The organism is uncultured Acetobacterium sp. (assembly GCF_927416815.1).
Lineage (GTDB): Bacteria > Bacillota > Clostridia > Eubacteriales > Eubacteriaceae > Acetobacterium.
The window spans coordinates 20,826-29,048 of sequence record NZ_CAKMJU010000047.1; the positions used below are offsets into that span (position 1 = coordinate 20,826).

At 39.2% G+C, this 8,223-nt stretch carries 7 protein-coding genes; all 7 read right to left on the reverse strand.

Annotation, left to right across the window (positions count from 1 at the left end; all coding sequences use genetic code 11):
* Positions 1 to 45: 45 nt before the first annotated feature.
* Entirely contained in the window at positions 46 to 1,641 is a 1,596-nt protein-coding gene (locus tag QZ998_RS08240; protein ID WP_296559605.1) for an ABC-F family ATP-binding cassette domain-containing protein, read from the reverse strand.
* A gap of 399 nt (positions 1,642 to 2,040) precedes the next feature.
* Complete coding sequence (locus tag QZ998_RS08245; protein WP_296559606.1) at positions 2,041 to 2,730, reverse strand: CpsD/CapB family tyrosine-protein kinase; 690 nt, start codon at positions 2,728 to 2,730, stop codon at positions 2,041 to 2,043.
* Between the two features lies 1 nt (position 2,731).
* Entirely contained in the window at positions 2,732 to 3,493 is a 762-nt protein-coding gene (locus tag QZ998_RS08250; protein ID WP_296559607.1) for a Wzz/FepE/Etk N-terminal domain-containing protein, read from the reverse strand.
* A gap of 35 nt (positions 3,494 to 3,528) precedes the next feature.
* Positions 3,529 to 4,512, reverse strand: coding sequence for an LCP family protein (locus tag QZ998_RS08255; protein WP_296559609.1), 984 nt, complete (start codon positions 4,510 to 4,512; stop codon positions 3,529 to 3,531).
* Between the two features lie 85 nt (positions 4,513 to 4,597).
* Positions 4,598 to 6,463, reverse strand: coding sequence for a nucleoside-diphosphate sugar epimerase/dehydratase (locus tag QZ998_RS08260; protein WP_296559611.1), 1,866 nt, complete (start codon positions 6,461 to 6,463; stop codon positions 4,598 to 4,600).
* A gap of 79 nt (positions 6,464 to 6,542) precedes the next feature.
* Complete coding sequence (locus QZ998_RS08265) at positions 6,543 to 7,295, reverse strand: CpsB/CapC family capsule biosynthesis tyrosine phosphatase (protein WP_296559613.1); 753 nt, start codon at positions 7,293 to 7,295, stop codon at positions 6,543 to 6,545.
* 379 nt (positions 7,296 to 7,674) lie between these two features.
* Positions 7,675 to 8,028 (reverse strand): hypothetical protein, encoded by a 354-nt coding sequence (locus QZ998_RS08270; protein ID WP_296559615.1) that lies wholly within the window; start codon positions 8,026 to 8,028, stop codon positions 7,675 to 7,677.
* Between the last annotated feature and the right edge of the window lie 195 nt (positions 8,029 to 8,223).

Below are 8,223 nucleotides of genomic sequence, written 5' to 3' on the forward strand. Positions count from 1 at the left end.
GACCAGATTTTTCTTCTGATCTTTGTGGTGCGCTCAATGATAATATTATGCCTGTTTCTTTTTATACTCGATGAATTCATCATAAGTTGATAAACGATCGATGATACCTTCAGCCTTGATTTCAATAATTCGGTTAGCTACCGTTTGCATAAACTGGTGGTCATGACTGGCAAAGAGTAAGATGCCCTTAAAATCAATCAGGCCATTATTAACGGCAGTGATCGATTCCAGATCCAGGTGATTGGTTGGTTGGTCGAGTACTAAGACGTTTGAGCCAAACATCATGATTTTTGAAAGCATACAACGAACCTTTTCGCCGCCTGAAAGAACCTGAACCTCTTTATAAATATCGTCGCCGGAAAAAAGCATCCGCCCCAGAAATCCACGGATATAGGTTTCAGTGATTTCTTCGGTGTATTGCTGCAACCATTGGCAGATATTTAACGTACAGCCGTTAAAATAGTCGCTGTTATCTTTGGGGAAATAGGACTGGGTAGTGCTGACGCCCCATTTGAAACTGCCTTCATCTGGCTCAATTTCTTCCATCAGGATTTTAAACAAGGTCGTCATAGCAATTTCATTATCAGCAACAAAGGCAATCTTATCATCCTTGTTGACTCTAAAACTGACATCGTTCAATACCTTGACCCCATCAACTGTTTTTGATAAATGTTCAACGGTTAAAATCTCTTTGCCAGGCTCCCGGTCGATTTGGAAACCAACCCAGGGATATTTCCGTGAGGACGATGGCATATCTTCAATGTTTAACTTATCCAGCATTTTCTTACGGGAGGTCGCCTGTTTGGATTTGGATTTATTGGCCGAAAACCGGGCAATAAAGTTCTGCAGTTCCTTGGCCTTATCTTCATTTTTCTTATTTTGATCTTTTAATAAGCGCTGAATCAATTGGCTGGACTCATACCAGAAATCATAGTTCCCGACATAAACCTTGATCTTGGCAAAGTCTATATCAACGATATGGGTACAGACGTTATTCAGGAAATAGCGATCATGGGAGACCACAATAACAGTTCCCTCATAGTCCATTAAAAATTCTTCCAGCCATTCGACCGCCTGAATATCTAAATGGTTGGTTGGCTCATCCAGTAAGATGATCTCCGGTTTGCCAAATAATGCCTGAGCCAATAAGACCTTGACCTTTTGATTGCCACTAAGACTATCCATATTGGCATCCAGAATATCAACCCCGAGACCCAGACCCTGGATGATTCGCGAGGCATCGGACTCAGCTTCCCAACCGCCCATTTCAGCAAATTCGCCTTCAAGTTCACCTGCTCGGATACCATCCTCATCCGAGAAATCTTCCTTCATATACAAGCTATCTTTTTCTTTCATCACAGTATAAAGATGATGATTTCCCATGATGATGGTGTCAAGCACCGAAAACGCATCGAAAGCATAATGATCCTGCTTTAAGACCGACATTCGCATGTTTTCGGGAATAAAAACATTACCGGATGATGGTTCGAGCTCTCCTGATAAAATTTTTAAAAAGGTGGTCTTTCCGGCGCCGTTGGCGCCGATGACCCCATAGCAATTCCCCGGGGAAAATTTTATATTGACGTTGGTAAAAAGATTTGTTCCGCTAAAATTCAAACTTAGTTCTGATACAGTTATCATTAATCGATAATCCTCCACTGATTTATTTATTCGCAATGCAGCTGTGCAAGCGCTGACAGTTTTATAAACTGTCTGTTCTCTTATTTATTTTGGCACTGCCCATTAACTAGCCTAGCAGTGCGTTATCGTCATCTCATCACGAACCTGATTTTAATAATTTTGCCGCCGTTCCGTAAAGAAGAGGCCTTTATCAGATTTCTGATAAAGAGCCTCTACGATAAGCCGTTTTATTATATCCTTTTTTTACTTTTTTTGCCAGTCTTTTTAAGAAATATTTACAGTTTTTATTACTGCAGATGCTCTTGTAATTTTGTTTAGTAAATAAAACTGTCAACACTAGTCATTTTAGTCGTTTTGAAGATTTGATCTTCCTACAATCATGCTGTTCCTGGACTGTACTTATGATGATTGCGATTTGTCCTTGGCGTAGCGATAATAATTGTCATCACGTTTAAACTTTACCTTAGTCAGAATAACGCCAATCAGATTGGCACCGACCTTATCGAGGTTTTTCTTTGCCTCAATTACCATCGCTTTCTTTGTTTCCTGAGCTGCCACTACCAGTAGCACACCGTCAACGACCTGTGAAACAATGCTGGCATCGGCAAAACTCAGAACCGGTGGCGTATCAATTAAAATAAGATCATACGCTTCTCGAGCCGCACTAATAATTTCTTTGAAAGCTTCCGAGTTCAATAGTTCAGTTGGTGAAACCTGTTTATTTCCGGCAGTAAGAACTTCAAGCAGCTCTAATTTTTCAACTTTATTGATGAGCGAATCTAATGGCAGCGAGTCGACAAGCATGTTTGATAATCCTTTTTTTCGCTTGTTGATGTCAAAATACCCGCCAACCCGTGGCAGTCTTAAATCCGCATCGATTAGTAATACGCGCTTTCCCGACTGCGCAAATGTGATCGCTAGATTTGAAATCGTAGTAGTTTTTCCTTCTTCTTTGCCGGCACTCGTCACCAGCATCACCTGATAACGATTGTTTATATTCTTGAAATTTAGGTTCGTTCTTAACAATTTATAACTTTCTGTCACAAATGATGTTGCATCGTTTAATGTTATCAAACTTACTGAATCCATCTTACCTCGCCTCCCCTTTAAACTCCGGAATATCGCCTAACACTGATACGCCAATCAAGCTTTCAATATCCGCTTCGTCATTAATCGTATCGTTTAATAAGAACCGCATTGTTATAATGATCATTGCCAGCATAAAACCCAGTATTCCTCCGACAAGTCCATTTTGGAGCTTGTTGGGCGCAACCGGTTTTTGCGGAACAACCGCCTGATCTAAAATACGAATATTTTGAACGCCGACAACTTCCAGCACTGCCAGGGTCAGTTGTTTTGCCAATTCATCCGCCACGATTTGTGCCATTTGCGGATCGGAGTGGATGAATCCAACCGTAAAGAGACGGGAATTCTCAACGGTTTGGATCACTGTATTTTTTTGAAAATCTTTGTAGGTCATGGTCATTGGATCTTCCTGAAAGCCTTTACCGATCACCCAGCTTCGGCTGCCCGAATCATCTTCTGTTATTTTTAAGCCGGTATTCTTTGCTACCTCATTAATTACCAGGCGGGTCAATGCCAGCTGTTTATAGTCAATGATCAACTGGCTATCAGCCTGTAACTGACCAAGTGAAATTCCGATTGTGCCCAACCCAGTGTCTTCCTGACCAATGTACAAAACTGTTTTCGCTTCATAGGTTGGTGTCACCAGGAATGTCGTTAACAAATATGCGCTCACTAATCCTGAGCCAGTAAGAATCAATATAAGCCACCATTTTCTTGCGAAAATCTTCAGTAATTCTTTTAAGTCAATCTCTTTTGCTGATTCCATGCTTATCTCCCTTCAATTCAGTGTATTATTCCTTTTTACTTCCAATTCTCTGGATCTACCGCTTCTTGATTACTGAATAGGTTCTTTATTGTATCGAGATCACCCTGATTATAAATTTCATACCATAATCCACCGATAATTTCAGAGTAGGTGTTCAAGCGGTAGCTTTCATAGCTTATATTGGCATCGCCACTGCTCATGCTGACATATTCTTTTATTTTTGAAACATTAGCATCTGTCTCTAATCCATTGTTATAAAAACTTTCAATCAGATTTATTCTTTGCTTTAAACTAGTCGATGAGAGAGCCTCCATCAGCGACTTGATCACTTCCTGTTGCCGCTCGATACGACCGAAGTCGCCATCTTCATCTTTACGAAAACGAACATAGAATAATGCATCTCTTCCATTTAAGATCTGCTTGCCTTGCTTGATGGCAAGGCTGTTGTCTTCGTTGTAATAAAAGTCCTTTTTAGCAACAACACTGACACCACCGACCTTATCAATTATCTTTGAAAAGGTCTCAAAATCAAGATTGACTGAAAAATCCAGCTTTATTCCCAATAACGCTTCAATAGTCTGATCACTAAGGATTCTTCCCCCGTAGGCGTAAGCATGATTAATTTTATCCATCCCATAACCGGGTACATTTACCCGTGTATCTCGAGGAAGCGAAACCATAATCAACTTTTTTTCAGTTGGATCATACTTGATCACCATAATGATATCACTTCTACCGGTTTCTTCGGTTTTTTCATCTGTTCCATACAGGGCAAAGACCACCTGTTTTCTGGTATCAACTAATTTTAAGAGGTCTTCATTGTTTTTGTTAAGGACATCCTGTAGTGACAAGTCTGCTTGATCCTGAGGTGCATCGCCATCGGTGTTAACAAAATTGTTTGTTTTTGTAAACAAGGATGCTAAATTTGTGCTTCCGCTAACAAGCTCTATGGTGATTAATACCGCAGCGATCAGAATTATACTTGCTATAACAATAATCAGTCTTTTCTTATTTTTCATCAGACTCAGCTCCTTCCTTTGTCTTACCAATCGGTGATTCTTACCAGGAAATCTGTCTTGAGCGTGGTTACTGCAGCAGTCTTTATCAGGAATGGGTGACTTGATTATTCACTTCACAGCTATCCTTATAAGTCGGTACGATGTCTTTAACGCGATCAACAATGTTGTTTTTATCTGAGAATTTTAAAATCGGAATCAATTCATCCAGTGTTTTTTTAAGCTTCAGATAATCTATTTCACCGGGGCGACCAACGCGTATCTTTTCATAACGGGTTTCACTAAGCCCTTCTTCATCCATCAGCAGTTCTTCATAGAGTTTTTCTCCTGGTCTAAGGCCAATAATTTCGATCTCGATATCCTCATTTAGCTTAAGTCCTGAAAGCTTAATCAAATCGACAGCTAAATCATAAATTCTAACCGGCTGTCCCATATCCAGAACAAATATTTCACCGCCTCGGGCAATTGCGCCCGATTGAATAACCAATTGTGCGGCTTCAGGGATGGTCATAAAATAACGAATAATCTCTTTATGGGTAACGGTTACCGGTCCACCTTCGCGAATCTGCTTTTTAAACAAGGGTACTACCGAACCATTGCTTCCTAAGACATTGCCAAATCGCACTGCGGTAAATTTTGTTTTGCTTTGCTGGGCTAGTCCCTGCACGATCATTTCACAAATCCGCTTGCTGGCACCCATAATATTGGTCGGATTTACCGCTTTGTCGGTTGAAACCATGACAAAGCGATCGACTCCATATTCGTGAGCCGCTTCGGCAACGTTTCGCGTTCCAAAGACGTTATTTTTAATCGCTTCATTCGGTGATCGCTCCATTAGCGGCACATGTTTATGAGCCGCTGCATGAAAAATGACGTCGGGATGAAATGTTTCGACAATTGCAAAAATATCATCACGATCTCGTACGGATGCGATGATCACATCGAGATTTAGCTTGTTTTCGTAATCATTTATCAACTCATTTTGAATTTCATAAGCGGAATTTTCATAGTTGTCAAGAATAATCAGTTTACCGGGATTAAATCTGGCGATCTGTCTGCATAACTCTGATCCGATTGAGCCACCACCACCGGTTACCATGATTATTTTTCCTTCAATATAACCAATTACTTCTCTGACATTGAGGTTAACTGTGTCTCTGCCCAGAAGGTCATCAATTTCAACATCTCTGATCTTATTAAGAGACACCTGACCATCAATCATTTCACGGATGCCTGGGATGATTCGCACCTTCGCGGAAGTTCGCTTGCTTTCACCTAAAATCATTCGTAAGGTGATTGGATCGGCAGTAGGTGTGGCAACGACTATTTCATCAATTGAGTATTTATGGACAACACTGCCAATGTCGTAATTATTACCCAAAACCTTTACCCCAGCGATAGTTTTGTTTAATTTTTTTTCATCATCATCAATAAAACCGATCACCTGACCATAATTATCTGAGTGATTTTTAATTTCAGTTGCGATCAAAGTCGCGGTTGAACCACTGCCGATAATGAGAATCTTCTTGTCATCTTTCTTATTGTTAAATATTTTCCGGTTTTTTAAACTTCTAATTAATCGGTGACTAAAACGAATGCTTGCCACAATGATGAACTCGAAAAGCATACTGGTGATATAGACACCAAAGAAAAGTCGCTCGCCCATGTAGATGAGATAAATAACACCGAAAATATTCCCCACTACTACCGCTAGAATGATTTTTAGAAATTCCTCAACTGAGGCATAGGACCATAAACTATTATATAAATCAAAATATTTGAAAATTAAAATCTTGCCCAGTGTTAAAATAAAGATGCTATTTAAATAAATGCTGATAACTTCTGCAGGAATATTTGCTTCAAAATGCAAAAACAGGGTTAGCAGAAAAGCCATATTTACGGCGACCGCATCTGCCAACAGCAGAAATATTTGCCGACTGATTTTTGTATCCATTGTGAACCTCACTTTTTTTGTCGTTGTTTAACTTATTTTAAATATTGCGCGTGCTTCGCCGCTTCTAATGGACAATTATCTAATTGTTTCGGAAAGAAAAACGCTTAACTTTTTCAATTTTCGGCATCAGCAGCGCATCGTTGTTGATAATTAAGCGTGGGTTATTCTCAAACAATGTCTGGGCACAAGACTCACCAAACGATTTCTTGACAATTTCATAGGCCTGCTTCATGGCCGGCGGTCGCCTGGTTATATCATGTCCATCCGATGCGACAAGTTGGATTAAACCATCTTCGATCCATTTTAAAGCACTTTTCCGCGTTTTTTTGTTGACAATATATTCTGAAGTCATTTGAGCGTAAATACCATCTTGTATGAATTCCCTGATCATCGCAGGTTTTTTGGTGAAAACCTGGTAGCGCTCCACATGTGCCAAGATGATCTTATAATCATCGTTGTGATAAAGATCATAAATGGCATCTTCATGGAATGGATAAAAATGATAATGCGGTAATTCCAGTAATAAATACTGACTTTCAGCCAAGGTATTGACTTTGCCGGATTTGATTGCTTCAACATTTTCTTCACTTAAATGAATCTCATTGCCCAAATGCAATTCAAACTCGACCTTATTTTCTTTAATATAGTCACCTAACAAACCATACTGTTCCTTGACATTTTTGTTGTCATAACGCGGGATATTAAAATGAGGTGTCAATATCATCCCATTTACGCCCTCATTTATGGCCATTTGCATCATTTGTCCGGAGATGTTCAGGTCTTTTGCCCCATCATCCACACCAGGTATCATATGAATATGTGTGTCAATCATAGTATCACGGTCTCCTTTCGGAACGCATCAATTTGAATTCAGGTTTCGCGTATTACAAACTTAATATTATTCTAAAATAAAATTCTTAATCTTTTTTTCTGTTCTCTCTATTTTTACCCCATTCATCTTAAAAAAACCAATTGTTTTCGTTATAATAAAACTCACAACGCAATTGATTTAACACGTGCGATAATCTTCAGACAAAAAATTAGTATTTAGATTATAACACATCTTATCTAATAATAAAGCAAAAGTCACTTAAATTGGATTAAATAACAAAAATGCAGGTAATCGGAATAGTTTATAAACTATTCCGATTACCTGCATTTATCTTTAATAAAATAGGCTCTAGCTTTTGCTAATTTAATCCCCCTACCAACTAAATACGTTGTAAGGTTAAGCTGTCTGCAACCATATTTCCATATATATTTCCGGTAAAACTGCAACCTGAATTATAGGCAACGCCGCTGATTCTACTGTTAGTCGCGATTGTCAAACCATATCCCTGGGTTTTTTGGGCTTGATCATCAATGAATCGACAATTCAAGAATTTAACATCTCTAATAAAACCGGTCGAATCCCAGGTATCAATTCTGACACCATCGGCTGCGCCTGGCTGACCTTGGCTGTTGTTTGCGATCAATGAATTTTCAAAGACAATTTTTTCAACACCCTGGGCTTGACCAGAAGTTACCAGCGAAATGCCGCGGGATTTATTCTTTGAAATAGTCATGTTCTTAAACGAAGCATTGTATACATCTTTTTCAAGCTCAATTCCATAGAGATTATTGATGACAGTATTATGTAGTCCGTCAAATTATAAGCACCACCATCCAGCATTTTATTTTAACCAAAATGATGGGAAATACGGTTATACGGGCACATTATTGACACCTGATTCGGCAGATTAAATAAACCGCGCTATTAA

Bases quoted from the DNA above. Each gene is read 5' to 3' on its own strand.
- QZ998_RS08240 (WP_296559605.1), bottom strand. From the start codon at position 1,641: ATGATAACTGTATCAGAACTAAGTTTGAATTTTAGCGGAACAAATCTT.
- QZ998_RS08270 (WP_296559615.1), bottom strand. From the start codon at position 8,028: ATGACTATTTCAAAGAATAAATCCCGCGGCATTTCGCTGGTAACTTCT.
- QZ998_RS08265 (WP_296559613.1), bottom strand. From the start codon at position 7,295: ATGATTGACACACATATTCATATGATACCTGGTGTGGATGATGGGGCA.
- QZ998_RS08245 (WP_296559606.1), bottom strand. From the start codon at position 2,730: ATGGATTCAGTAAGTTTGATAACATTAAACGATGCAACATCATTTGTG.
- QZ998_RS08255 (WP_296559609.1), bottom strand. From the start codon at position 4,512: ATGAAAAATAAGAAAAGACTGATTATTGTTATAGCAAGTATAATTCTG.
- QZ998_RS08250 (WP_296559607.1), bottom strand. From the start codon at position 3,493: ATGGAATCAGCAAAAGAGATTGACTTAAAAGAATTACTGAAGATTTTC.
- QZ998_RS08260 (WP_296559611.1), bottom strand. From the start codon at position 6,463: ATGGATACAAAAATCAGTCGGCAAATATTTCTGCTGTTGGCAGATGCG.